This window comes from Oscillibacter valericigenes, from assembly GCF_016902445.1.
Classification (GTDB): Bacteria; Bacillota; Clostridia; order Oscillospirales; family Oscillospiraceae; genus Oscillibacter; species Oscillibacter avistercoris.
On the sequence record NZ_JACSNX010000004.1, the window covers coordinates 89550 to 114196 of the forward strand.

At 64.4% G+C, this 24647-nt stretch carries 27 protein-coding genes; all 27 read left to right on the plus strand.

Going from position 1 to position 24647, the window contains the following annotated elements; translation table 11 throughout:
* Positions 1–31: 31 nt before the first annotated feature.
* Positions 32–898: an SIS domain-containing protein gene (locus H9X91_RS05015; RefSeq protein ID WP_204803154.1), complete on the plus strand. Its 867-nt coding sequence runs from the start codon at positions 32–34 to the stop codon at positions 896–898.
* On the plus strand, positions 891–2147 hold the full coding sequence (locus H9X91_RS05020) for a BaiN/RdsA family NAD(P)/FAD-dependent oxidoreductase (protein ID WP_204803156.1): 1257 nt from the start codon (positions 891–893) through the stop codon (positions 2145–2147). The genes H9X91_RS05015 and H9X91_RS05020 overlap by 8 nt, the downstream gene beginning before the upstream one ends.
* Positions 2144–2824 (plus strand): (d)CMP kinase, encoded by a 681-nt coding sequence (gene cmk / locus H9X91_RS05025; RefSeq protein WP_204803158.1) that lies wholly within the window; start codon positions 2144–2146, stop codon positions 2822–2824. The genes H9X91_RS05020 and cmk overlap by 4 nt, the downstream gene beginning before the upstream one ends.
* The gene (locus tag H9X91_RS05030; protein ID WP_204803160.1) at positions 2821–3450 is read left to right on the plus strand and encodes a lysophospholipid acyltransferase family protein; all 630 of its coding nucleotides are present in this window, start codon (positions 2821–2823) and stop codon (positions 3448–3450) included. Before cmk ends, H9X91_RS05030 begins: the two co-directional genes overlap by 4 nt.
* Positions 3450–5417 carry a bifunctional 4-hydroxy-3-methylbut-2-enyl diphosphate reductase/30S ribosomal protein S1 gene (locus H9X91_RS05035; protein WP_204803162.1) on the plus strand — a complete coding sequence of 656 codons (1968 nt, stop codon included), beginning with the start codon at positions 3450–3452 and terminating at the stop codon, positions 5415–5417. Before H9X91_RS05030 ends, H9X91_RS05035 begins: the two co-directional genes overlap by 1 nt.
* Positions 5418–5604: 187 nt before the next feature.
* Positions 5605–6951, plus strand: a complete 1347-nt coding sequence (locus H9X91_RS05040; RefSeq protein WP_204803164.1) for a butyryl-CoA:acetate CoA-transferase — start codon at positions 5605–5607, stop codon at positions 6949–6951.
* Between the two features lie 247 nt (positions 6952–7198).
* Positions 7199–7696, plus strand: a complete 498-nt coding sequence (locus H9X91_RS05045) for a CarD family transcriptional regulator (RefSeq protein WP_204803166.1) — start codon at positions 7199–7201, stop codon at positions 7694–7696.
* Between the two features lie 68 nt (positions 7697–7764).
* Positions 7765–8493, plus strand: coding sequence for a 2-C-methyl-D-erythritol 4-phosphate cytidylyltransferase (ispD, locus tag H9X91_RS05050; RefSeq protein WP_204803168.1), 729 nt, complete (start codon positions 7765–7767; stop codon positions 8491–8493).
* Positions 8490–8975, plus strand: coding sequence for a 2-C-methyl-D-erythritol 2,4-cyclodiphosphate synthase (gene ispF, locus H9X91_RS05055; protein WP_204803170.1), 486 nt, complete (start codon positions 8490–8492; stop codon positions 8973–8975). Before ispD ends, ispF begins: the two co-directional genes overlap by 4 nt.
* Before the next feature lie 82 nt (positions 8976–9057).
* Positions 9058–9309 carry a putative Se/S carrier-like protein gene (locus H9X91_RS05060; RefSeq protein WP_204803172.1) on the plus strand — a complete coding sequence of 84 codons (252 nt, stop codon included), beginning with the start codon at positions 9058–9060 and terminating at the stop codon, positions 9307–9309.
* Positions 9306–10430: an aminotransferase class V-fold PLP-dependent enzyme gene (locus H9X91_RS05065; RefSeq protein WP_204803174.1), complete on the plus strand. Its 1125-nt coding sequence runs from the start codon at positions 9306–9308 to the stop codon at positions 10428–10430. Before H9X91_RS05060 ends, H9X91_RS05065 begins: the two co-directional genes overlap by 4 nt.
* Before the next feature lie 103 nt (positions 10431–10533).
* A complete protein-coding gene (cdaA, locus tag H9X91_RS05070) occupies positions 10534–11427 on the plus strand; it encodes a diadenylate cyclase CdaA (protein ID WP_243414428.1) in 894 nt (297 codons plus the stop codon).
* Entirely contained in the window at positions 11417–12739 is a 1323-nt protein-coding gene (locus H9X91_RS05075) for a CdaR family protein (protein WP_204803176.1), read from the plus strand. Before cdaA ends, H9X91_RS05075 begins: the two co-directional genes overlap by 11 nt.
* The gene (locus H9X91_RS05080) at positions 12736–13146 is read left to right on the plus strand and encodes a SoxR reducing system RseC family protein (RefSeq protein ID WP_204803178.1); all 411 of its coding nucleotides are present in this window, start codon (positions 12736–12738) and stop codon (positions 13144–13146) included. Before H9X91_RS05075 ends, H9X91_RS05080 begins: the two co-directional genes overlap by 4 nt.
* 16 nt (positions 13147–13162) lie before the next feature.
* Positions 13163–14056, plus strand: coding sequence for a DUF5685 family protein (locus tag H9X91_RS05085; RefSeq protein ID WP_338111944.1), 894 nt, complete (start codon positions 13163–13165; stop codon positions 14054–14056).
* The gene (locus H9X91_RS05090) at positions 14053–14706 is read left to right on the plus strand and encodes a J domain-containing protein (protein ID WP_204803182.1); all 654 of its coding nucleotides are present in this window, start codon (positions 14053–14055) and stop codon (positions 14704–14706) included. The genes H9X91_RS05085 and H9X91_RS05090 overlap by 4 nt, the downstream gene beginning before the upstream one ends.
* 27 nt (positions 14707–14733) lie before the next feature.
* On the plus strand, positions 14734–15615 hold the full coding sequence (locus H9X91_RS05095) for a YicC/YloC family endoribonuclease (protein ID WP_204803184.1): 882 nt from the start codon (positions 14734–14736) through the stop codon (positions 15613–15615).
* Between the two features lie 6 nt (positions 15616–15621).
* The gene (locus H9X91_RS05100; protein ID WP_021749897.1) at positions 15622–15867 is read left to right on the plus strand and encodes a DUF370 domain-containing protein; all 246 of its coding nucleotides are present in this window, start codon (positions 15622–15624) and stop codon (positions 15865–15867) included.
* Between the two features lie 10 nt (positions 15868–15877).
* Positions 15878–16474, plus strand: coding sequence for a guanylate kinase (gmk, locus tag H9X91_RS05105; protein ID WP_204803186.1), 597 nt, complete (start codon positions 15878–15880; stop codon positions 16472–16474).
* Between the two features lie 61 nt (positions 16475–16535).
* Complete coding sequence (gene rpoZ, locus H9X91_RS05110; RefSeq protein WP_204803188.1) at positions 16536–16784, plus strand: DNA-directed RNA polymerase subunit omega; 249 nt, start codon at positions 16536–16538, stop codon at positions 16782–16784.
* 18 nt (positions 16785–16802) lie between these two features.
* Positions 16803–19262, plus strand: a complete 2460-nt coding sequence (gene priA, locus H9X91_RS05115) for a replication restart helicase PriA (protein ID WP_204803190.1) — start codon at positions 16803–16805, stop codon at positions 19260–19262.
* 28 nt (positions 19263–19290) lie between these two features.
* Complete coding sequence (def, locus tag H9X91_RS05120) at positions 19291–19821, plus strand: peptide deformylase (protein ID WP_204803192.1); 531 nt, start codon at positions 19291–19293, stop codon at positions 19819–19821.
* Positions 19822–19825: 4 nt separating this feature from the next.
* The gene (gene fmt / locus H9X91_RS05125) at positions 19826–20740 is read left to right on the plus strand and encodes a methionyl-tRNA formyltransferase (protein WP_204803194.1); all 915 of its coding nucleotides are present in this window, start codon (positions 19826–19828) and stop codon (positions 20738–20740) included.
* 33 nt (positions 20741–20773) lie between these two features.
* Positions 20774–21520, plus strand: coding sequence for a zinc metallopeptidase (locus H9X91_RS05130; protein ID WP_204803196.1), 747 nt, complete (start codon positions 20774–20776; stop codon positions 21518–21520).
* Positions 21517–22863 (plus strand): 16S rRNA (cytosine(967)-C(5))-methyltransferase RsmB, encoded by a 1347-nt coding sequence (gene rsmB / locus H9X91_RS05135; protein WP_204803198.1) that lies wholly within the window; start codon positions 21517–21519, stop codon positions 22861–22863. The genes H9X91_RS05130 and rsmB overlap by 4 nt, the downstream gene beginning before the upstream one ends.
* Positions 22860–23903: a dual-specificity RNA methyltransferase RlmN gene (gene rlmN / locus H9X91_RS05140; RefSeq protein WP_204803200.1), complete on the plus strand. Its 1044-nt coding sequence runs from the start codon at positions 22860–22862 to the stop codon at positions 23901–23903. Before rsmB ends, rlmN begins: the two co-directional genes overlap by 4 nt.
* Positions 23900–24646 (plus strand): Stp1/IreP family PP2C-type Ser/Thr phosphatase, encoded by a 747-nt coding sequence (locus H9X91_RS05145; protein ID WP_243414429.1) that lies wholly within the window; start codon positions 23900–23902, stop codon positions 24644–24646. The genes rlmN and H9X91_RS05145 overlap by 4 nt, the downstream gene beginning before the upstream one ends.
* Position 24647: the final 1 nt, after the last annotated feature.

A 24647-nucleotide genomic window follows, 5' to 3' on the forward strand; every position in this document is an offset into this window, starting at 1 on the left:
CCCTGTGGGACCGCATTCGGAGGAAACAGCAGTGGCAAAGAGCATCTTACATATGATCGAGAGCAACATGTCCACATTTTCCAAGGGACAGAAGCGGATCGCCAATTACATCCTGCAGAATTCCGACAAGGCGGCTTTCATGACCGCCAGCAAGCTGGGGAAGCTCTCCGGCGTCAGCGAGTCCACGGTGGTACGGTTTGCCTCGGAGCTGGGATACGACGGGTATCCCAGCATGCAGCGGGCGCTGCAGGAGATGATCCGCAGCCGCCTGACCTCCACCCAGCGCATCCAGGCGGCGGACGATCAATTCGGCGGCCAGGATGTGCTGACTGCCGTGATCCAGTCCGACATGGACAAGCTGCGGATGGTGTCCGACGAGGCGGACCGGACGGAGTTCAGCAAGGCGGTGGACCTCATCCTGGGAGCCCGGCATATCTACATTCTGGGGACCCGGAGCTCTTACTTCGTGGCGGGGTATCTGAACTTTTACCTCCACCTGCTCACCGGCAACGTGACGCTGGTGCAGTCCAACGCCGCCGGCGAGATCTTTGAGCAGCTGCTGCGGATCGGCCCCGGGGATGTGATGATCGCCATCAGCTTTCCCCGGTACTCCAAGGTCACCATGAACACCGTGAAGTTCGCTCAGGACCGGGGGGCCACCATCGTGGCGGTGACGGACAACGAGCTTTCTCCAGTCTACCAGATGGCGGATGCCGCTCTGCTGGCGCCCAGCGAGATGATCTCCTTCGTGGACTCCATGGTGGCGCCGCTGTCTCTCATCAACGCTTTGCTGATCGCCGTGGGCCGCCGGATGGGGACGGATGTCTCCCGCACCTTCGCGGACCTGGAGGACATCTGGAACAAGTACGGCGTGTTTGGGAAGATGGACGATGAGTGAGACGATCGTGGTGGTGGGCGGCGGCGCCGCCGGCATGATGGCCGCCATCGCGGCGGCGGAGCGGGGCGCGTCTGTGACGCTGCTGGAACCCAATGAGCGGCTGGGCAAAAAGCTGAACATCACCGGCAAGGGCCGGTGCAACGTCACCAACAACGCGGACACACAGACGCTGCTGGCCAATGTGCCCCGGAATGGAAAATTCCTTTACAGTGCCTTTTCCCGCTTTGATGGCCGGGATGCTATGACGTTTTTTGAGGCCCTGGGCGTACCATTGAAAACAGAGCGGGGAAACCGGGTATTCCCTGTCAGCGACCGGGCCTTTGACGTCAGTGCCGCACTGGAGCGGCGGCTGAAGGCCCTGCGGGTCCGTCTGGCCCGGGACCGGGCGATGGCGCTGGAGATCACCTCCGGTGCCGTCACGGCTGTCCGGGGAGCGCACGGCATCTATCCCGCCGGAGCGGTGATCCTGGCCACCGGCGGCGTCAGCTATCCCGCCACCGGCTCCACCGGTGAGGGGCATCGGATGGCCCGGGAGGCGGGCCACACGGTGACGCCCCTCCGGGGCTCTCTGGTGCCCCTGCGGGACTATGGCCTTGGGAGGACCCTCCAGGGCCTGAGCCTGCGGAATGTGGGTCTGACGGTGTTTGAGGACAAAAAGAAAATTTACACGGACTTCGGGGAGCTGCTGTTTACCCACTTCGGCGTCAGCGGACCACTGGTGCTGTCGGCCTCCGCCCACATGCGGCACTTTGACAAGAAAACCTATCGGCTGGAGATCGATCTGAAGCCGGCTCTGGACGAACAGGCACTGGACAAGCGGCTGCTGCGGGACTTTGAGAAGTACGCAAACCACGACTTCTGCAATGCCCTGGACGACCTGCTGCCCCAGAAGCTGATCGGCGCCGTGGTGGAGCGGACGGAGATCCCGCCTCATGAGAAGGTCCACGACGTGACGCGGGAGCAGCGGCGGCGGCTGGGCCAGGTGCTCAAGCACTTCTCCGTGGACATCGCGGGGCCCTGCCCGGTGACGGATGCCATCGTCACCTCCGGCGGGGTGAAGATCGGGGAAATCGACCCCAAAACAATGGCGTCAAAGCTTGTAAAGGGATTATACTTTGCGGGAGAAATCATGGATGTGGACGCCTACACCGGCGGCTTCAACCTGCAGATCGCCTGGGCCACCGGCCGGGCGGCGGGGATGGCCGCGGCGGAGCAGGCCCCATCCGGACAAGAGGAAGAGGACACATGACCAAGACCATTCGCGTGGCCATCGACGGCCCCTCCGGCGCGGGGAAGAGCACCCTGGCCCGGAGCGCGGCCGCCAGGCTGAACTTTTTATATGTGGACACCGGGGCCATCTACCGGACCATCGGCTGTGCCGTCCGGCGGCGGGACATTGACCCCGGGGACCGGGCCGCTGTGGTGGCGGCGCTGCCGGCGCTGGACATCGGGCTGACCTACGGGGCCGACGGATTACAGCACATGGAGCTGAACGGAGAGGACGTGACGGCGGAGATCCGTCTGCCGGAGATCTCTCGGTATGCCTCCGTGGTGTCCGCCTATCCGGAGGTCCGGGCGTATCTGCTGGAGATGCAGCGGCGCCTGGCCCGGGAGCACAGTGTCATCATGGATGGCCGGGACATCGGCACCGTGGTGCTGCCGGATGCGGAGGTGAAGGTGTTCCTCACCGCCTCTGCAGAGGAGAGGGCCCGGCGCAGGATGCTGGAACTGCAGCAGCGGGGGACTCCGGAGCCCTACGAGGACATCCTCCGCGCCATTCAGGAGCGGGACTGGAACGACACGCACCGGGCCGCCGCGCCCCTGCGGCAGGCGGAGGACGCGGTGCTGCTGGATACCACGGAGCTGGATTTTACGCAGAGCGAGGAAGCCCTGCTGCGGATCATCCGGGAAAGGGCTGGGCTATGAACGAAGAGAAGAAAGAGGTCCAGGAGAAGAGACCGCTGAACGGTTTTTTCGTATTCGTCTACTATCTGGTGACTTTGGTGGCGAACATCCTCCACCCGGTCACCGTCATCGGGCGGGAGAATCTGCCGGAGCACGGCGCCCTGCTGTGCCCCAATCACAACAGCAACTGGGACCCGGTGCTGGTGGCTCTGAAGGTGCCGGTGAACTACCGGCTCCACATCATGGCGAAGAAGGAGCTGTTCTGCAACAAGGTTTTTGACTGGGTGCTGCGGAAGCTGGGCGCCTTCCCCGTGGACCGGGGGGAAGGGGACATCGAGGCGGTGAAAAACGCCCTGAAGGCCATCAAGAGCGGGGACAATCTGCTGATCTTCCCGGAGGGCACCCGGGTGGAGCACGAGGGGGATCTGCCCGCCAAGGGCGGCGTGGCCGTCATCGGCATCCGCTCCGGGGCGCAGTTCGTGCCGGTGTATGTGGAGGGGAACAAGCGGATCTTCCGCCGGACCCGCATCATCTTCGGCCAGGCCTACCGGCCGGATGCCGCCAGCCGCAGACCTTCGCCGGAGGAGGTCCAGGCCATCGCCGACGAGGTCCTGCGCCGGGCCTACGCCCTGGGGAGGGAGACCTGATGACCGTTCTTCTGGCAAAGAGCGCCGGCTTCTGCTACGGAGTGCGCCGGGCGGTGGAGCTGGCGGAGCGGACCGGAGAGGAGACCGGCGGCTGCTGGATGCTGGGAGACCTGATCCACAACTCTCATGTGGTGGAGGACCTGGCCCGCCGGGGCGTCCGGCGGACGGAGGACCCCGGCAGCCTGAAGGCCGGAGACACGGTGGTGATCCGGTCCCACGGAGAGCTGAAGTCCGTGCTGGACGACCTGGACCGGCGGGGCATCCGTTGCATCAACGCCACCTGCCCCAACGTGTGCCGCATCCAGCGGCTGGTTGCCCAGGCGGAGGCGGAGGGCCGTCGTCCGGTGATCATCGGCGAGCCGCGCCATCCGGAGGTGATGGGCGTGGCCAGCTGGTGCCGCGATCCCCTGGTGTTCGACGGGCCGGAGGCTGTGGAGGCCTGGCTGGCGGAGGATGAAAAAAACCGGGAAATCCCTGTCACCGCAGTGGCTCAGACTACCTGCATCCGTAAACTTTTTGAAACTTCTTGGAAAATCCTAAAAAAAGAGTGTACAAACGTAAAAATATTTGATACAATATGTACTGCTACGCATGAACGTCAGTCTGAGGCGGCTGAAATTGCCGCCAAAGCCGACGTGATGGTTGTGGTGGGAGACCGTAAAAGTGCCAACACCAAACATTTGACGGAAATTTGCTTGAAGAGATGCCCCCGTGTGGTCCAGATCGAACGCGCGGATGAGCTCTCGCCGGATTTTTTCGCTGGTTGTTCTGTTGCGGGTCTTACGGCTGGCGCCTCCACGCCTGCGGGCATCATTAAGGAGGTATATGCAACGATGAGCGAAGAAATCAAGGCGGCCGAGGGCAAAGAGGAGTCCTTCGAGGAGTTACTGAATCAGTCTTTTAAAACTTTAAATAACGGTGACCGGGTCACCGGCATCGTTACCGCCATTACTCCCACTGAGGTACAGGTGGACGTGGGCGCCAAGCAGGCGGCGTACATCAAGCTCAGCGAGCTGAGCGACGATCCCAACGTCAAGGCCGAGGACATCGTCCACGTGGGCGACCAGATCGAGACCTACGTGGTCCGGGTCAACGATGTGGAGGGCTATGCGGAGCTGTCCAAGAAGCGCCTGGACGCCGCCAAGGTCTGGGAGAACATCGAGCAGGCCGTGGAGGACAAGACGGTCTTGGAGGGCACTGTCACTGAGGAGAACAAGGGCGGCATCGTGGTGTCCGTCAAGGGCGTGCGGGTGTTCGTCCCTGCCTCTCAGAGCGGTCAGCCCCGGGGCGCCGATCTGTCTGCCATGGTGAAGCAGAAGGTCCAGCTGCGGATCACCGAGGTCAACCGTGCCCGCCGCCGCGTGGTGGGCTCCATCCGCTCTGTGGCCGACGAGGCCCGGAAGGCTGCCCAGGCTGAGCTGTGGGCCAACATCGAGGTTGGCAAGCACTACACCGGCACCGTCAAGTCCATGACCAGCTACGGCGTGTTCGTGGACATCGGCGGCGTGGACGGCATGGTACATATCTCCGAGCTCAGCTGGAGCCGGATCAAGACCCCCTCTGAGGTCTGCAAGGTGGGCGACACCCTGGATGTGTACGTCATCTCCTTCGACCCTGAGAAGAAAAAGATCTCTCTGGGCGTGAAGGACCACAGCATCGATCCCTGGCAGGTTTTCATGGACAAGTATCAGGTTGGCGACGTGGCCTCTGTCCGCATCGTCAAGCTGATGAGCTTCGGCGCATTTGCCGAGGTCGTTCCCGGTGTGGACGGCCTGATCCACATCTCCCAGATCGCCGACCGGCGCATTGACAAGCCTGAGGACGTCCTGTCCGAGGGCCAGATCGTGGACGCCAAGATCACGGCCATCGACGAGGAGAAAAAGAAGATCTCCCTGTCCATCCGCGCCCTGCTGACCCCCGCGGCTGATGAGTCTGTGGAGGAGGAAGAGGCTCCCGCGGAGGAGTGATCTGCCTTTGATTGCACGAGAGAAGCCAGACCCCATGCGGGGCCTGGCTCTCTTTTTAAAATTTTGTGAGAATTTTCACGAAATAGATTGCTTTTCCCGAAGCGGCATGTTATAATCTTGTCAATCTATCGTAATACAACGCGGGCGACATCATACAACAATCGGGAATTACAGGAGGAAACATGATATGAGCTACCAGGAAGTGTACAAACAGAAGCTGACGACGGCGGACGAGGCGGTCAAGGCCGTCCAGTCCGGCGACTGGGTGGACTACGGCTGGAGCGTCTGTTCCGCGGATGCGCTGGACAAAGCGCTGGCCCGCCGGATGGACCAGCTGACAGACGTGAAGATCCGGGGCGGCATCCTGACCCATCGGCCTGCCATTTTCGATGTGCCGGGCGCGGCGGACCATTTCACCTGGAACTCCTGGCACATGAGCGGCATCGAGCGCAAGGCCGTCAGCGAGGGCTTCTCCTATTACATCCCCCTGCGGTATTCCGAGCTGCCGGGATATTACCGCAACTGCATCAAGACGCTGGATGTGGCCATGTTCCAGGTAGCTCCCATGGATGAGCACGGCTGGTTCAACTTCGGCCCCGGCGGCTCCCATCTGAAAGCGGTGTGCGAGTGCGCCAAGACCGTCATCGTGGAAGTCAACAAGAACATGCCCGTTTGCCTGGGCGGCTTTGACAACTGCATCCACATTGATGACGTGGATATGATCGTGGAGGGTGAGAACCCCATCCTGGACGAGCTGGGCGGCGGAGGAGCTGCCAGCGAGGTGGATCTGGCGGTGGCCAATCTGGTGGTGCCGGAGATCTGCGACGGCGCCTGCCTGCAGCTGGGCATCGGCTCCATGCCCAACGCCATCGGCAAGATGATCGCAGAGAGCGACCTGAAGGACCTGGGCGTGCACACGGAGATGTATGTTGACGCATTTGTGGACATGTCCATGGCAGGCCGCATCACCGGCCTGCGTAAGCCCTTTGACCGGGGCCGGCAGACGTATGCCTTTGCGGCGGGCACCCGGAAGCTGTACGACTTCATCGACAATAACCCCGGCTGCATGGCAGCTCCTGTCAGCTATGTGAACGACATCGCCCGGGTGTCCCAGATCGACAACTTCATCTCCATCAACGGCGCGGTGGACGTGGACCTGTACGGTCAGGTGTCCTCCGAATCCTCCGGCACCCACCACATCTCCGGCGCCGGCGGCCAGCAGGACTTCGTCATGGGTGCCTACCTGTCCAAGGGCGGCAAGAGCTTCATCTGCTGCTCCTCCTCCTATATGGACAAGAAGACCGGCCAGCTGAAGTCCCGCATCCGGCCCACCCTGCTGGAGGGCTCTGTGGTCACCGCCACCCGCACCAACCTCCACTATGTGGTCACCGAGTACGGCAAGTTCAACGCCAAGGGCAAGTCCACCTGGGAGCGGGCTGAGGGCCTCATCGCCATCGCCCATCCCCAGTTCCGCGAGGAGCTGATCGCCGCGGCGGAGAAGATGCACATCTGGCGCCGCTCCAACAAGAGATAAAGAGACCTCCTATTCCCCCGGGTCCGGACGGCAGCATCTGTCGTCCGGACCCTTTTGCCGCCTGTGTCCGGTGTTTCGCCGGGGAGAGCACAGTCCTGTGAGGATGCGTACAATAGTAAAAAAATTTCAAAAATATGCTTGTAAACACGCCCAAAAGCCGGTATAATGGAATTTGTGAAAACAGAAAAGTGGAAATAGAGAGAGCGGGTTCCAGTCACCGCCTGGCGGAAATGGGAAGGAGATTACCATGTTCAGCGTTGGGGATCTGGTCGTTCATCCAATGCACGGTGCCGGCGTGATCGACGCCATTGTTCAGGAAAAGGTCGCGGGGAGTACACAGGACTACTATGTGTTCAAAATGCCGGTGGGTGGACTGCTGCTGAAGATCCCCACCGCCAACAGCCAGGCCATTGGGATCCGCTCCATCATCCAGCAGCCGGAGGCGGAGGCGCTGATCAGTGCCATCCCCTCGCTGAAGGTGGAGGAGAGCAGCAACTGGAACAAGCGGTACCGGGAGAACATGGTGCGGATGAAGAGCGGGGACCTGTACGAGGTGGCCCGGGTCATCAAGGGACTGATGTTCCGGGAGCGGAAGCGGGGCCTGTCCAATGGGGAGCGGAAGATGCTCCACACGGCCCGGCAGATCCTGCTCTCGGAGCTGGTGCTGGCAGAGGACAGCGGCTATGAGGAGGTGGAGGGGCGTGTGGAGCGGGCCATGCTCCAGCCGCCGGATCCACAGGGATAAGGTGTTCGCGGACAGCGTCCGCGAACATTCTGCTGTATTGGGAAACCGTTCCGGGGAGGTCGGATCATATGGCATTTTTCAAGAGGTTCCGGGAGGCTCAGCGGCCCCGCTGTGCAGCTCTGGTGGCGGCAGCGGGCAGCTCCTCCCGCATGGGGGGCGTCAACAAGCTGCTCCAGCCGCTGGACGGCGTCCCCGTGCTGGCCAGGACTCTGACGGCTCTGCAGCTGGCCAGGCGGATCGACGAGATCGTGGTGGCAGCCCGGGAGGAGGACTTCCTGGAGATCTCCCGGCTGTGCAGGACCTATGGCATCACCAAGTGCACCAAGGTGATCCGGGGCGGAGAGAGCCGGGCCCACTCTGTGCTGCTGGCGGCGCTGGAGGCCGGGGAAGACATGGAGCTGCTGGCGGTGCAGGACGGCGCCCGCCCCCTGGTGACGCCGGAGCTCATCGACGCGGTGGCGGAGGCGGCGGCCCGGACCGGCGCGGCGGCTCCGGCGGTGGCGGTGAAGGACACCATCAAGTCCGTCCGGGAGGACGGCACGGTGGCGGAGACATTGGACCGGTCGGTCCTGCGGGCGGTGCAGACGCCCCAGATCTTTGAGGGGAGCCTGCTGAAGGCCGCGCTGCAGGCGGCAGTCGAGGGGGACATCCCCGTGACGGACGACTGTTCCGCCGTGGAGCGGCTGGGCAAGCGGGTATACTTAGTGGACGGGGACGAGGAGAACCTGAAGATCACCACCCCCGTGGACCTGATCCTGGCGGAGGCCATTCTGCACGACAGGGAGGAGCGGTTATGACAGATCTGCGGATCGGACACGGATACGACGTCCACCGGCTGACGGAGGGGCGGCGGCTGGTGCTGGGAGGCGTGGAGATCCCCTGGGACTTAGGTCTGCTGGGCCACTCTGACGCGGACGTGCTGACCCACGCGGTGATGGACGCCCTGTGCGGCGCCGCCAAGCTGGGGGACATCGGCAAGCTGTTTCCGGACAGCGATCCCCGCTATGCCGGCATCTCCAGCCTGGAGCTGCTGCGGCAGGTGGCGGCGCTGCTGAAAAAAGGCGGCTGGGCCGTGGTGAACGTGGACGCCACCTTGATCGCACAGGCCCCAAAAGTGGGACCCTGCCGCCGGGAGATGGAGGCGAATCTCGCCGCCGTCCTGGGGGTGGAGACGAACCGGGTGAATGTGAAGGCAACCACAGAGGAGCATCTGGGCTTCACCGGGGATGGGTCCGGCATGGCCGCCCATGCCGTGGTGCTGCTGGAGCGGCTCCCCTGAAAAAAGGACGTGCCCGACGGCGCGTCCTTTTCGCACATCTGCCCGCTCTGCCCATAGAATGGGTAGAGAGGAGGAGTGTCCTGTGGAGCACTATTTGATCATTGCCCGCTCGGTGACTTACGCCCAGCGGATGCAGCGGGTGCTGGGACGGGCGGGGATCCGGAGCCGGATCTTCCGGGCCCCCCGGGACCTGACGGACCGGGGCTGCGCCTATGCTGTGCAGATCCCGGACACCGACCTGACGGCTGCCCTGGCGGCCCTTCACAGGGAGTCTTTGGACCCTGTTCAGATATTCCTGACCCAGCGGGGGACGTTCCGGGAGGTGAGACCGTGATCTACTTTGACAGCGCGGCCACCACCTTCCAGAAGCCCCGGGCCGTGGCCGATGCCATGCTGGCGGCTCTGGCCACCATGAGCTCCCCCGGACGGGGCGGATACCCCGCCGCCATGGCGGCGGCGGATGCCGCCTTCGACTGCCGGACGGAGCTGGCGGAACTGTACCACGCGGAGAGCCCGGAACAGGTGGTGTTCACCATGAACGCCACCCACGGCCTGAACATCGCCATCAAGAGCCTGGTGCCCCCCGGCGGGAGGGCCGTGATCTCCGGCTATGAGCACAACGCCGTCACCCGGCCCTTGGCGGCCCTGGGGGCCCAGGTGTCCGTGGCGGCGGCGCCACTGTTCCGGCCTGAGACGGTGACGGCGGCCTTTGACCGGCTCATCGTCCCCGGAACGGACGCCGTGATCTGTAGCCATGTGTCCAACGTGTTTGGCTTTGTCCAGCCGGTGGAGGCCGTCGCCGCCATTTGCCGGCAGCGGGGGGTGCCCTTCATCATCGACGCCTCCCAGTCCGCCGGAATGCTGACCCTGGACATGGCGGCCCTGGGGGCGGCCTTCATCGCCATGCCGGGCCACAAGGGCCTGTACGGGCCTCAGGGCACCGGTGTACTGCTGTGCGGAAAGGATGTCCCTGTCCGTACGCTGCTGGAGGGCGGGACGGGGAGCCTCTCCATGCAGCAGGAGATGCCGGATTTCCTGCCGGACCGGCTGGAGGCAGGCACCCACAATATGCCCGGCATCGCAGGGCTGCTGGCGGGGGTCCGATTCGTCCGCCAGCTGGGGCCGGAGAACATCTGCCGGGAGGAGCGGCTGCTGGCCCATCAGGCGGCAGAGGGACTGCGCCGGGTCCCGGGGCTGACCGTCCACGCCCTGCCGGACCTTGCGGCCCAGGCGGGGGTGCTTTCCATCATACCGGAGCAAATGGACGCAGAGGCCCTGGGCGCCGCCCTGGCAGAGCGCGGCATCGCCGTGCGGGCAGGGCTCCACTGCGCGCCCCTGGCCCACCGCACCGCCGGCACGCTGAACACCGGAACAGTGCGGCTGAGCTTCTCCCACTGGAACACCCGGGAGGAGGTGGACCGGCTTCTGGAGGCCGTAGGAGAAATTTTCCAGTGATTTTCTGAACAGACCGTGAATTTTGGCCCGGTTTACCTTGCAATCTACAGGCAGATTTTATATAATCTAGATATTCATGGCCTGAAAGGGATGATGACGTTCAATGGATATGAGCGACGTGCTGACGATCGCCACGCTGCCCGGCACCATCGGCCGGTATCTGATGATGCTGCGGGTCCGGGACCTTCTGGATATGGCGATCGTGGGCTTTGTGTTCTACAAGATCCTGACGCTGATGAAGAGCACCCGGGCCGCCAGCCTGCTGAAGGGCGTGCTGGTGTTCCTGGCGGCGCTGATGCTGTCCTACATCCTGCAGATGCGCAGCATCACCTTCATCATGCGGTCTCTGGTGAGCTGGGGCGTGCTGGCGCTGGTGATCCTCTTCCAGCCGGAGATCCGGCGGATCCTGGAGGAGGTGGGCAGCCGCCGCTTCATCGCTTTCTTCTCCAGAACAGAGGCTGGCACCGCCGTGGAGCAGGCCATCGACCAGACGGTACTGGCCTGCACGGAGATGTCCCAGTCCCGCACCGGCGCCCTGATCGTGTTTGAGCGGGAGAACCTGCTGGATGACATGGTACGCAGCGGCACGGTGCTGGATGCGGCGGTGTCCAGCGAGCTTTTGAAGAACATCTTCTTCGTGAAGGCTCCCATGCACGACGGCGCCGTCATCGTTCGGAACGGACGGGTGCTGGGCGCCGGGTGCATGCTGCCTCTCAGCAAGAACGTGAACCTCTCCCGGGATCTGGGGATGCGCCACCGGGCCGGCATCGGCATGAGCGAGAACGCAGACGCGGTGGTGGTCATCGTCTCGGAGGAGACGGGGTCTATCTCCGTGGCCATCGGCGGCATGCTCAAGCGTCACCTGAAGCCGGAGACGCTGGCCAATATTCTGCGGAACGAACTGCTTCCGCAGGAGGCCGACGAGGACAAGCCCAGATTCAGCCTGGCGAACCTGCTGCGGGCCGGGACCACGGGAGGCGAGAAGGATGAAAAGTAACGGCGGGCAGAAGGCACTCTACATCGGGCTGTGCATGCTGGCGGCCGTTGTGGTGTGGATCTTCGCGGACAACTACGGGACAGACGGCTCTCCCATCACATATGAGAAGTGGTTCCGGGATATCCCCATCACCTATACCAGCGAGACGGTGCTGACCGGCCGGGGCCTGATGCTGCTGGAAGAGGGCACTGACGCCACGGTGGATCTGAAGATGCAGGGATCCCACTGGGACCTGGCGCTGCTGGACAGCGACTATATCCGCGTCACTGTGGATCTGTCAGACGTGACCCGGACGGGAGAGCAGACGGTATCCTCCATCCTGGTGAGCTTCACGTACCCGTATTTCAACGGCAGGATCACCAGGACCCAGCAGAGCCCGTCGCCCATCACCCTGAATGTGGCGGAGCTGTACCACAAGACGGTGGACGTCCGCTGCGAGATCACCGGCAATGTGGCGGAGGGGTACTCCGCCGGCGAGCTGCAGATCAGCCCCACGGAGATCGAGGTCCGGGGCGACCAGGCGGACGTGGATGCCGTCAGCTACGCCAAGGTGACCCTGGATCTGGGGGAGGATGCCACCTCCACGGTCTCCGGCGAACTGCCCATCCAGTTCTATGACGAAAACGACCAGCTGCTGGAGGATACCAGCCTCCAGACCACGGAGGAGACCATCCAGGTGACGCTGCCGGTGTATGTGACGAAGGAGCTGCGGCTGACCATGGACTTCCAGGAGTCCGCCGGCGCCCGGGCAAGCAACGTGACCTATGAGATCGAGCCGTCCACCATTCTGGTGTCCGGCCCGGCGGAGGTGCTGAACAGCATGGACAGCATCGTGCTGGACACTTTTGACCTGGCATCCCTCGGCAGCACCACCAACTACAGCTACGCCATCCCCATCCCGGAGGGATGCGAGAACCTCAGCGGCGTGACCCGGGCGACGCTGCGCATCTCCTTTAGGGACATGCAGCGGACCACCGTCACTGCCACCAACTTCATTCTGCAGAACGCGCCGGACGGCCGGGACGTGAACCTGCTGACCGAACAGCTGGCGGTGTCCATCTTCGGCACCAGCGGGAATGTGGAGGCCATCACCGGGGATGATATCCTGGTGACCGTGGATCTGGCGGACTTCGGCTCTGCCGTGGGCACCTATACCGTGCCTGCGGAGGTGACGGTGCTGGGCCGGGACGTAGGAGTTTCCGGCGGCCCTTACCGGGTACGGGTCACCATTTCCGAACAGACCGCAGATCAGCCGGCGGAGCCTGACGTTCCCGCCGGGGAGAACCCAGATACAGGAGACGAGACGACATGACACAGATCGCAACGGTTGAACGAATTTTGGACGCAGATCACGCGGAGATCTCCGTGCCCCGCAAGTCCGCCTGCGGACACGACTGCGAGGAGTGCGCCGGCTGCGGCGTCTCCGGCGCGTCGGTGTACGCCCGGGCCAGCAACCCCATCGGCGCCCAGCCCGGGCAGAAGGTGGTGGTGGAGAGCAGCACCAAGAAGATGCTGCGGATCGTGGTGCTGGTGTACCTGATCCCGGTGGTGCTGTTTCTGGCAGGTTATGTGATCACCTCCATGCTGACCGCCAGTGTGGCGGCGCAGTATGCAGTGGCGGGCGCCGGATTCGTGCTGGGCATCGTGTTCGCCATCTTCTACGACCGCTGGCTGCGGGCGAGAGGCGGGCTGTCCTTCAACATCGTCCGGCTGTTCTGAGGCGGTGTTCGGCTATGTGCGGCCCCCGCTGGAGCTGCTGCCCCAGGCGGAGACGGACCGATTCCGGCGGACTTACTGCGGGCTGTGCCACACGTTGGGCGGGCGGTACGGTCCGGCGGCCCGGATGATCCTGAACTATGACTTCACGTATCTCGCCATCCTGCTGTCGGACCCGGCGGAGACGGAGCCCTGCCGCCGCCGGTGCGCGGCCAGTCCCCTCCGGCCCCGGGCGTATCAGCCCGCCTCACCGGCACTGGAGCTGGCAGCGGATGAGAGCGTGATCCTGGCATGGTGGCAGCTGCGGGACGGTGTGGAGGACCACGGCTTCTGGAAGGGACTGGGGTACCGGAGCGGCGCTGCAGCGCTGAAGCGGGCCTACCGCAAGGCCGCGGCGTCCCGGCCGGATTTTGACGCCAGGGTGCGCCGTCAGCTGGCGGCCCTGGCCGCTTTGGAGAGGGAACAGTGTCCCTCCATGGACGCAGCGGCGGACACGTTCGCCCAGCTGCTGGCTGCGGCCGCGGACGGCGTGGGGGACCCTGTCCGGCGGCGGGTACTGGAGCAGATGCTCTACCACCTGGGCCGGTGGGTTTATCTCGTCGATGCGGCGGATGACCTGCAGAAGGACGCCGCCTCCGGGAATTATAACCCCGTGGCCCTGCGGTACGGCCTGCGAAACGGCAGGTGGGACGAGGAGAGCCGCCAGGCGTTCGCCAAGACGCTGGACCACTCCATTCACATGATCGCCACGGCCTTTGAGCTGTGGGACTTCGGTGTCTGGCGCCCTGTACTGGAGAGCACGGTGTACTCCGGGCTCTTCGCCGTGGGCCGGGCCGTTCTGGAGGGGACCTTCCACAAGCTGCCCCCCAGAGAACAGAGAAAGAAACACAAGAAGGCTGAGGAGACCACATGAACGATCCCTATAAGATCCTAGGCGTACCGGAGGATGCTTCCGACGAGGAGATCAAAAAAGCATATCGGGAGCTGGCCCGGAAGTATCATCCGGACAACTACCACGACAACCCCCTGGAGGATCTGGCCCAGGAGAAGATGAAGGAGATCAACGCCGCCTACGAGCAGATCACCAAGGAGCGTGCCTCCGGCAGACGGACCGGCGGCGCCGGCGGCGCTTACGGCGGGGGCTCCTACGGCTATGGCGGCTATCAGAGCTACGGCGGATATGGGAGCTCCCAGAGCTACAGCGGCCAGAGCTCCGTGCTGCAGCAGGCCCGCATCGCCATCAACACCGGCAACATCAGCCGGGCGGAGGCGCTGCTGGCCAATTACAGTGACCACAACGCCGAGTGGAACTTTTTAAAGGGCGTGGTGTGCTACCGCCGGGGCTGGATGGACGAGGCCCTGCGGTACTACCGCACCGCCGTTCAGATGGACCCGGGCAATGCCGAGTACCGGCAGGCACTGGACTATATGGAGGGCACGGACGACACGGCCTATCGGCCAGGCGGCAGCTTCGGCACCCTGTGCAGCGGAAACCCCTGCCTGAGCATGTGCTGCCTGTACACCCTGTGCAGCAGCGGCGGTTACTGGTGGTTCTGCTGCTGAGGGACTGTGAGAGAGGAAGTTGAGACCATGATCAAGAGCATGACCGGCTACGGCCGGGCCAGAGAGACGCGGAACAAGCGGGACATCACTGTGGAGGTCCGCTCTGTCAACAACCGATATCTGGACTGCACTGTGAAGATGCCCCGGATGTATGCCTTTGCGGAGGACGCCGTGAAGAAGCACGTCCAGCAGGCGGTCTCCCGGGGCAAGGTGGATGTGTTCATCACTGTGGATGCCACGGCGGCGGACGTGTCCAAGGTGGAGGTGAATCGGGAGCTGGCGGCCCAGTACGCCGCCGCTCTGGGAGAGCTGGCGGCCGTCTGCGGCGCGGAAGGCTACAAAATCGCGCCGGAGACCCTGGCTCGGTTTCCGGATGTCCTCACCGTCACGAAGGAGGACGAAGACCTGGAGGCCGTCAGCGCCGACCTCTGCGCGGTTTTGGACGAGGCCCTGACGGCGTATAATACCATGCGGGCCGTGGAGGGGAAAAAGCTGGCGGAGGACATCGCCGGCCGGCTGGACGCCATCGAGACATACACCGGCCAGGTGGAGGCGCGGTCGCCGGAGACGGTGGCCGAGTACCGTGCCAAGCTCACCGCCCGGATGGAGGAGGTGCTGCAGAGCACCACCATCGATCCCCAGAGGATCCTGATGGAGGCCGCTATCTATGCGGACAAGGTGGCCGTGGACGAGGAGACCGTCCGCCTGCGGAGCCACGTGGCCCAGCTGCGGACCATGCTGGAGAGCGACGAGCCCATGGGCCGGAAGATGGACTTTTTGATCCAGGAGGTCAACCGGGAGTCCAATACCATCGGCTCCAAGTGCAACGACGTGGCCATCGCCAACGTGGTGGTGGGCCTGAAGGCGGAAGTGGAGAAGATGCGGGAGCAGGTCCAAAATGTGGAGTGAGGGAAGATGAAGCTCATCAACATCGGATTCGGCAATCTGGTCTCCGCCGACCGCCTGGTGGCGGTGGTGGGGCCGGACTCGGCCCCCATCAAGCGCATGGTGCAGGAGTCCCGGGAGCGGGGCATGCTGATCGACGCCACCTATGGCCGCAAGACCGCGTCCATCTTCATCATGGACAGCGACCACGTGGTGCTGTCGGCCCTGCCGCCGGAGCGATTTGCGCCGAAAGAAGAGAGAGAGAACGAGGAATAGGAGCGTGTGTATGAGAAAGGGGAGGACCTTTGTGGTCTCGGGACCCTCCGGCGTGGGGAAGAGCACGGTGCTCAAGGCCCTGCTGGAGTCCCGGAAGAACCTGTATTTTTCCGTGTCTGCCACAACACGGGATCCCCGGCCCGGGGAGCTGGACGGAATCCACTACCACTTCATGGACGTGGACTCCTTCCGTAAATGGATCGCCATGGACCAGTTTCTGGAGTACGCGGAGTACGTTGGGAACTTCTACGGCACTCCCAAGAAGTTCGTGGACGACGCCATGGAGGCCGGGAAGGACGTGATCCTGGACATTGAGATCCAGGGCGCTATCCAGGTGTGCAGCAAGCGGCCGGACACGGTGCGGATTTTCATCGCTCCGCCCAGCTGGGAGGAGCTGGAGCGCCGCCTGCGGGACCGGGGTACCGACAGCCCGGAAAAGATCCAGAAGCGGCTGCTGCGGGCCAAGGTGGAATTCCAGACGGCTCACACTTACGATTACTTTGTCATCAACGACACCGTGGAAAACGCGGTGGGGGAGCTGAACGCCATCATCACGGCGGAGCACTGCAAGCCCCAGGAGCGGATGGAGATCATCAGCGGACGCTGAGCTCCCGCCCCTTCGCCTGAATAAATTTACGCCTGCAAGGCAGATAGGAAGTTGATCCATTATGATGCTGTATCCTGCAATGAACAAGCTGACCGGCTACATTCCCAACCGCTACATGCTGGTGGACGTGGTGGCCCGCCGGGCCCGGCAGATCGCCGACGAGGCGGAGGAGACCGGCGAGCACCTGACGGAGAAGCCCGTCACCCTGGCCATCCAGGAGGTGGCGGACGGCAAGCTGGACGCCAGAAACATGGACCTGACCATTGAGGAGCCGGAGGATGTGCTGCCGGTGGAGGAGCAGGCCGAGTAACAACAGGAGGGGCGAGGCATGGAAACCGCAGAGATCGTGAAAGTCGCGGTGAGCGCCGCGCCCTATTCCATTGACAAGCCCTATGACTACCTGGTGCCTCCGGAACTGCTGGAGACGGCGGTGCCCGGAGTACGGGTCACCGTGCCATTCGGGAAAGGCAACCGCACCAGTGAGGGCATCGTTCTGGCCCGGACCCAGGGGGAGAAGGAGCCAAAGCTGAAACCTCTGCTCTCCGTCCTGGACCGGGAGCCGGTGCTGGATGGCGACGGCGTCGCCCTGGCCCTATGGCTGCGGCAGCGGTACTTCTGCACCCTGTTCGAGGCAGTCAAGACCATTCTGCCCGCTGGCCTCTGGTATCAGATCCGGGAGGTCTGGCATCTGGCGGAGGACATGGACCGCTATACTGCCGACGGCATGGCCGCCGGCATCCGGCGGGCCATCCCGGTGCTGGACGCGCTGTTCGCCGCCGGAGGCACCGCGGAGCTGAGCGACCTGGAGGCCGCCTGCGGCCCCGGTACGGGTGCCGTGCTGCGGGCGCTGCAGAAGGCAGGAGTCACGGTGTGCGAGACCGCGGCCAAGCGCAAGACCGGCGACAAGCAGCGCCGGATGGTGGAGCTGGCCGTCAGCGCCGAGGAGGCCGCGTCCCTGACAGAGAAGCGGTCCTCCCCCCAGCGGCGGGAGGCGGTGCGCCTCCTGGCGGCGGAGGGGCGGATGAGCGCGGCGGAGGTGTGTTACTATACCGGCGTGTCCATGGCTGTCCTCCGGGGGCTGGAGAAGGCGGGCATCGTGGCTTTTTCCGAGGAGGAGGCGCTGCGGCTGCCGGACTTCTCTCAGGTGGAGCCCAGCGGCCCCATCGTCCTCAATGAGGAACAGGAGGCGGCCTTTCAGTCCATTCTGGCCCTGACCAAATCTGGCAGGCCGGAGGCGGTGCTGCTCCAGGGCGTCACCGGCAGCGGCAAGACCCAGGTCTATCTTCGCCTGGTCCAGGAAATACTGGATCAGGGACGGCGGGCCATGGTCCTGGTGCCGGAGATCGTGCTGACGCCCCAGATGATGCGGCGGTTCGCCGCCTGCTTCGGCGATCAGGTGGCCCTGCTCCACAGCGCCTTGCGGATGACGGAGCGGTATGACCAGTGGAAGCGCATCCGCCGGGGAGAGGTCCGGGTGGTGCTGGGCACCCGGTCCGCCATCTTCGCGCCGCTGAAAAATGTGGGGCTCATCGTTCTGGACGAGGAGCAGGAGAGCAGCTACCAGTCGGAGAACCCGCCCCGGTATCACACCCGGGACGTGGCTAAATACCTCTGCGCCCGGGACCGCGCCACATTGGTCCTGGGGTCCGCCACCCCGGCGGTGGAGACCGCCTGGAACGCGGAGCAGGGGATCTATCACAAGGCGCTGCTGCGGCGGCGCTACAACCAGCAGGCCCTGCCCCAGGTGTTGGTGGCGGACCTGAAAGAGGAGATCCGCGCCGGCAACCCCGGCATGGTGGGCCGCATCCTGCGCCGGGAGCTGGCGGAGAACCTGGAGCGGGGGGAGCAGAGCATCCTGCTCTTAAACCGCCGGGGCAGCAGCCGCTATCTGCTGTGCGGGGAGTGCGGCCATGTGCCGGAGTGCCCCCGGTGCAGCGTGGCCTTGACATACCACTCTGCCAACGGGCGGCTCATGTGCCACTACTGCGGCCACTCGGAAAAGGCCAGCGATGCCTGCCCCGTCTGCGGAGGCATCATGAAGCACGTGGGCACCGGCACCCAGAAGGTGGAGGAGGAGCTCCGCGAGCTGTTCCCGGGCACGGAGGTGCTGCGGATGGACGCGGACACCGCCGACGGCCGCCACGAGCAGCTGCTGGACCGGTTTGAAAAAGAGCGTATCCCCATCCTCCTGGGCACCCAGATGGTGGCCAAGGGGTTGGACTTCCCCAATGTGACGCTGGTGGGCGTGCTGGCGGCGGATCTGTCCCTGTACGTGGACAACTACCGCTCCGCCGAGCGGACCTTCAGCCTGCTGACCCAGGTAGTGGGCCGGGCGGGCCGGGGCGGCAGCGCGGGGCGGGCGGTAATCCAGACCTACACGCCGGAGAACGACGTGATCCAGTGCGCCGCCCGGCAGGACTACCGGGGATTCTACGAAAACGAGATCCGGCTGCGGCGGCTGCGGCGGTTCCCGCCCTTTGCAGATCTGTTCACCTTCACCGTCTCTGGAGCGGAGGAGGGCGCCGTCCTCCGGGCGGCCGCCGCAGTGCGGGAGGAGCTGCGCCGTCTGTTCCGGCTGCCGGAGCTGGCCGCCGGTGCACCGGAGGTGCTGGGCCCTGCCCCGGCACCGGTGATGAAGCTGAACAACCGCTACCGCTACCGCTGTCTGCTGGTGGGGAAAAACGACAAGCCCACCCGGGAGGCGGTGAGCTGGCTTTTGAAATGGTTTGCGGGTGACCGCGCCAACCGGGGAATGAATCTGTTTGTGGACTGCAACTCCATGGAGTGAGCAGCCGTTTCTGAAGGAGGTCAAACATATGGCTTTGCGAAAGATCGTGGTGCAGGGGGACGAGTGCCTGTCGAAGGTGTGCCGTCCTGTGACGGAGTTCAATGCCCATCTGCACCAGCTGCTGGACGACATGACGGAGACACTGGAGGACGCCAACGGCGCCGGCCTGGCGGCTCCCCAGGTAGGGGTGCTGCGCCGGGTGTGCGTGGTGCTGGACGAGGGCTCTGAGGAGTTCATCGAGCTGGTGAACCCGGAGATCGTGGCCCAGAGCGGGGAGCAGACCGGGCTGGAGGGCTGTCTCAGTGTGCCCGGCAAGTGGGGCATCGTCACCCGGCCGGACGTGGTCCGGGTCCGGGCCCAGGACCGGTACGGCGACTGGTTCGAGGTGGAGGGCGAGGGACTGACGGCCCGGGCCTTCTGCCATGAGATCGAGCACCTGGACGGCCACCTGTTCGTGGAGCACATCGACCACTTCCTGTCCGACGAGGAGCTCCGGGCCTATCTGGAGCAGGAGGAGCGGGAGGCCCGGGAGGCCGCGGAAGCTCAGGAAGGGGAGTGAGCCCATGCGGATCCTGTTCATGGGCACGCCGGATTTTGCCGTGGCGTCTCTGCGGCGGCTGGTGGCCGACGGCCATGAGATCTGCGGCGTGTTCAGCCAGCCGGACAAGCCCAAAAATCGGGGACATAAGTTGGTACCAACGCCTGTAAAGGAATATGCTTTGACGCAAAATATCCCCGTCTACCAGCCGGAGAAGCTGCGGGACGGCACAGCATTGGAGCTGGTGCGGTCTCTGACGCCGGAGCTGACGGTGGTGGCGGCCTACGGCCGCATCCTGCCGGAGGACATCTTGGAGGCACCCAAATACGGCTCCATCAACGTCCACTCGTCCTTACTCCCCAAGTACCGGGGGGCGGCCCCCATCAACTGGGCCATCCTGAACGGGGAGGAGACCACTGGCGTCACCATCATGTATATGGCGAAAGAGCTGGACGCCGGGGACATCATTTTGCAGAAGGAGACCCCCATCGGCCCGAACGAGGACGCCCAGACTCTGACGGTGCGGCTGGCGGAGCTGGGGGCGGAGGCCCTCAGCGAGGCTGTGACGGCCATCGGCGCGGGGACTTCTACCCGGATGCCCCAGGACGAGGGGGCGCAGACTTACGCCTCCATGCTGACGAAGGAAATGTCTCCTATCGATTGGACCCGCTCTGCCCGGGAGATCGATTGCCAGGTCCGGGGGCTGATCCCCTGGCCCTGCGCGGCCTGCACGCTGGCAGGGCAGCGATTCAAGGTTTTCCGGACAGCCCCTGGGGACCGGACGGACGCAGCTCCGGGCACGGTGCTCTCCGCCGGGAAGCAGGGCATCCGGGTGGCCTGCGGCGGGGGAGAGAGTCTCTATATCACGGAGCTCCAGGCAGAGGGCGGCAAGCGCATGGCCGCCGGCGCCTATCTGCTGGGACACCCGCTGGAGGTCTGAGCCCCGCCAGTTTCACGATTCGGGAGGTTTTCTATGCCCTATTACGGTTACGGCTACTACAATTACACGGATTTCCTGGCCAATAACCTGTATTTCCTGCTGCTGATCCCTGTGCTGCTGCTGTCGATCTGGGCCCAGTTCCAGGTGTCCGGCAGTTTTCGGCGATACAGCCGGACCGCCACCCGCCGCCGGTTCACCGGCGCTATGGCAGCGGAGGCGGTGCTGCGGTTCAACGGAGTCTACGACGTGCCCATCCGGCCCTGCCGGGGGAATCTGACAGACCACTACGATCCCAGGGACAACACCATCTATCTGTCTGAGGGAGTCTATGACGCCCCCACCATTGCGGCGGTGGGAGTGGCGGCCCACGAGGCGGGTCACGCCGTCCAGTATGCCCAGAACTACGCCCCCATCCGGGTGCGATCCGCCATCATCCCCCTGACCCAGATCGGCTCCAGCCTGTCCTTCATCCTGCTGTTCATCGGACTGTTCCTGTACAGCCAGTCGCTGTTTTTCATCGGAATCGTATTGTTTTCCTTCACCACACTGTTCCAGCTGGTGACGCTGCCGGTGGAGTTCAACGCCTCGTCCCGGGCCATCCGGACCATTGAGGAGATGCAGCTGCTGTACGAGGACGAGCTGCCAGGCGCCAAAAAGGTGCTGCGGGCCGCAGCCATGACCTATGTGGCGGCGCTGCTGATGAGCTTGCTGCAGCTGCTGCGGTTCGTGCTGATCTTCATCGGCCGGGGCGGCGGACGGGACCGGGGAGGCAGCCGATGAGAGCCCCAAATGCCCGGGACACCGCGCTGGGTGTTCTGGTGAGCTGCCGCACTGCCGGGGCCTGGGCGGATGCTGCCCTGAAAGCGCAGCTCCGCAGGGACGGGCTGTCCGGGGCGGAGGCGGCGTTGTGCAGCCGCATCGTCTACGGCGTCATGCAGAACCGGCTGCTGCTGGACTTCTACCTGGGGTCTTACTGCTCCCAGAAAATCGACCATCTCCAGCCGCCCCTGGCGGAGATCCTGCGGATCGGGGCGTATCAGATCCTGTTTCTGGACAAGGTGCCGGACAGCGCCGCCGTCAACCAGGCAGTGGAGCAGGCCAAGGCCAACGGCCGGGCCAAGGCGTCCGGCCTGGTGAATGCCGTGCTGCGGCAAGTTTCCCGGAACAAGAATGACCTGCCGCTCATCCCGGACCGGGACGAGGTCCAGTACCTCTCCATCCGGTACAGCCACCCCAAGTGGCTGGTAAAGCGGCTGCTGGCTCTGCTGGGACGGGAGGAGGCCGAGGTGGCTCTCGCCGCCGACAACGCCACGGCGCCCCTGACTGTTCAGATAAACCCCTTGAAAACGACCATGGAGGACCTGACGGCCGAGCTGGAATCCTCCGGCGTTATCGTACGGAAGCACCCCTGGGTGCCCGGCTCTCTGGAATTGGAGCACGCCGGGGATCTGACGGCGCTGGCGCCGTTCCAGGATGGAAAATTCCTGGTCCAGGACCCGGCGGCCCGACTGGTGTCCCAAATTGCCGGGGTACGGCCCGGCATGCGGGTGCTGGACGTATGCGCCGCGCCGGGCGGCAAGTCCTTCGCCGCCGCCTTCCAGATGGAGGACCGGGGCGGGATCGTCGCCTGCGATCTCCACGAGAACAAGCTGAAACGCATCCGGGAGGGGGCGGAGCGGCTGGGCCTCGGGTGCATCCGCACAGAGGCCGCCGACGGCCGGGTATTCCGGCCGGAGTGGGAAGGTGCCTTTGACGCAGTGCTGGTGGACGCCCCCTGCTCAGGACTGGGCATCATCCGCAAGAAGCCGGACATCCGGTACAAGAAGCCCGATGACCTCTTTGCCCTGCCGGTGATCCAGCGGGCCATCCTGGACAACGCTGCCTGGTATGTGAAGCCCGGCGGAACGCTGGTGTACTCCACCTGCACCATCCTGCCGGAGGAGAACCAGGAGGTCACCGACGGCTTTCTCGCCGAGCACCCGGACTTTGTCCGGACGCCCTTCGCCCTGCCTGATCCGGTAGGGGAGACCGAGGGCCAGGTGACCCTGTGGCCCCACCGTCACCACACCGACGGCTTTTACATCTGCCGCATGGAGCGGCGGCTACTTAGGAGCGACCCATGACCGATTTGAAATCACAGACATTGCCGGAGATGACGGCCTTCCTCCAGTCTCTGGGGGAGCCGGCCTTCCGGGGCAAGCAGGTGTTCACCTGGCTCCATCGAGGGGTGACGGACTTCGATGGGATGACGAATCTCTCCAAGCCCCTGCGGGAAAAGCTGAAGGAGACCTGTTTCATCACCGCCCCCAAGGTGGCCCGGAAGCAGGTGTCCCGGCTGGACGGGACCATCAAATACCTCTGGGAGATGGGAGACGGCAACTGCATCGAGACGGTGCTCATGCAGTACCACCACGGCAACACCGTGTGCATCTCCTCCCAGGTGGGGTGCCGGATGGGGTGCGCATTCTGCGCCTCCACCATCGCCGGCAAGGTCCGGGACCTGACCCCGGCGGAGATGCTGGACCAGGTGCTGTTCACCCAGATCGACTCCGGCCTGCCGGTGTCCAACATCGTACTGATGGGCATTGGCGAGCCTCTGGACAATCTGGACACGGTGCTGAAATTCCTGGAGCTGGTGAACCACCCCGACGGCATGAACATCGGGATGCGGCACATCTCCCTCTCCACCTGCGGCATCGTGCCGGGCATCCGGCAGCTGGCGGAGCTGGAGCTGCAGCTGACCCTCTCCGTGTCTCTCCACGCGCCGGACAGCGAGACGAGAAGCAGGATCATGCCCATCAACCGGGCCTATGACGTGGAGGAGCTGTTCGCCGCCTGCCACGACTACTTCGACAGGACCGGGCGCCGCATCTCCTTTGAGTACGCCATGATCGACGGCGTCAACGACCACGACTGGCAGGCGGACCTGATCGCCAAAAAGCTCCGGGGCATGCCGGGCCACGTGAACCTGATCCCCCTGAACGACGTGGTGGAGAGCCCCTACAAGCCCTCCCGCCGGATCGGGGCCTTTCAAAAACGGCTGGAATCCCACGGCGTCACCGCCACGGTGCGGCGGAGCCTGGGTGGAGATATCGACGCCTCCTGCGGACAGCTCCGCCGGAAGGCCATGGAAGAAGCGCAGAAAGGGGAGTGTTCCCAATGAACCAAATGAATGTCTGGGGCATGACCGACATCGGCCTTGTCCGGAAGGAGAACCAGGACGCCTACGCCACGGCGCAGCATGAGGCCTCCGGCCGCACGGTGGGCGTGGTCTGCGACGGCATGGGCGGCCCCGCCGGCGGCCGGGTGGCCAGCCGGATCGCCGTCTCCGTCTATCTGGAGGAGCTGGAGAAGCTGCTGACAGCGGACCAGGACCCCCAGCAGCTGCTGGAGGCCTCCGCCCAGGCGGTGTCCCTGGCCAACCAGGCCATCCAGGAGGAGGCGGAGCGCCGGGAGGAGTGCCGGAACATGGGCACCACCCTGGTCTCCGCTATCTCCTATGACGCCGGCGTGGTGGTCACCAACGTGGGGGACAGCCGGGCCTATCACATCAGCGAGAACGGCATCACCCGCATCACCAAGGACCACTCCCTGGTGGAGAGCATGGTGGACCGGGGGGACATCACCGAAGAGGAAGCCCGCCGCCACCCCAGCCGCAACCTCATCACCCGGGCCCTGGGGCCGGACATCTCCGCGGACTGCGACGGGTACATATGCCCGATGCAGGCCGGGGAGTATCTGCTGCTGTGTTCCGACGGGCTGGTGAACACCGTCACCGACCAGGAGATGCTCTTTGAGGTCATCCACGGGGACGGGCCGGACACCTGCCTGGACCGGCTGCTGGCCATTGCCAGGAGCCAGGGCGCGCCGGACAATGTCACGGCCGTCCTGATGCAGATGCAGTAAA